Source organism: Polaribacter sp. OB-PA-B3, from assembly GCF_054589375.1.
In genome coordinates this window covers 1-856 of record NZ_BAAIIX010000018.1, presented here as the reverse complement: position 1 = coordinate 856, position 856 = coordinate 1, and the positions used below count along the sequence as shown (strand labels likewise).

1 protein-coding gene is annotated in these 856 nt (G+C 25.4%); it reads left to right on the top strand.

Annotated elements, in window-relative coordinates; translation table 11 throughout:
• A partial coding sequence (locus ACYPV9_RS14225; RefSeq protein ID WP_459744830.1) for a hypothetical protein occupies positions 1–720 on the top strand: 720 nt, incomplete at its 5' end.
• Positions 721–856: the final 136 nt, after the last annotated feature.

Sequence of the window (856 nt, the reverse complement as noted above, 5' to 3'; positions counted from 1 at the left end):
CGTTGGGTAACATATGAAAGGAAATTTATGAAAAAATTGCTAGCTATATTATTTTTAATTTATTCTTCAGGAATTCTTACACAGAATAAAACTGAATTTAACTGTGTGAATGAATTTGATGAAATTGAAACAGAAGTTGAATTACAGAATACAGTTTCATATAAAATAATTTCTTCTCAAAAATTATATACTAAAGAAACTTTTGAATTTAGCAAAGGAATAGTACTCGTTTCTAATTTAAATGAAAAATTAAAACCCAAAGAAATTGTCAAGGTAATTTCTACTATTGGAATTAAAAATAATTTGAATAAAATTACCGCATTTGAAACTTGTCGCGCTTTAGAAATATATTATAAAAACACAAAACCTAATGAGGAAGAATTAAATCATCTTAAAGAAAATTTAATTATTGAACTTTCTTTAGATATTAACAAATCATTGAATAAAAAGGAAAGAAAAAGAAACAAGAAAAAAAGAGACCTCATTGAAAATATTGGAATTAACGCTTGTGAAATTTTATCAAAAAATAAGTTTGAAAATTTCAGTAAGAAAGACCTTTCAAATATAATCATCTCTGAGGCTTCTAAAAATGTAGAGAAAATGTTGAAAATATATGACTTATCATTTGAAGAAGGTTCTTTGGTGTTTATGAAAGATTTGACAAATTATTTAGTTGACAATTGTAAAATTGTGAAAGAATTAGTAAAAAGGAATGAATAATACGTTACCCAACACCGTACAAAATTAATTGCTTGCTTGTTGCTCACTTACGAAAATCCTCGCGGATTTTCTTTGTCAGTAATTATTTATTAAATTTATAGCAAAACTACGCAACTAACCTTGTACAAACACGTTG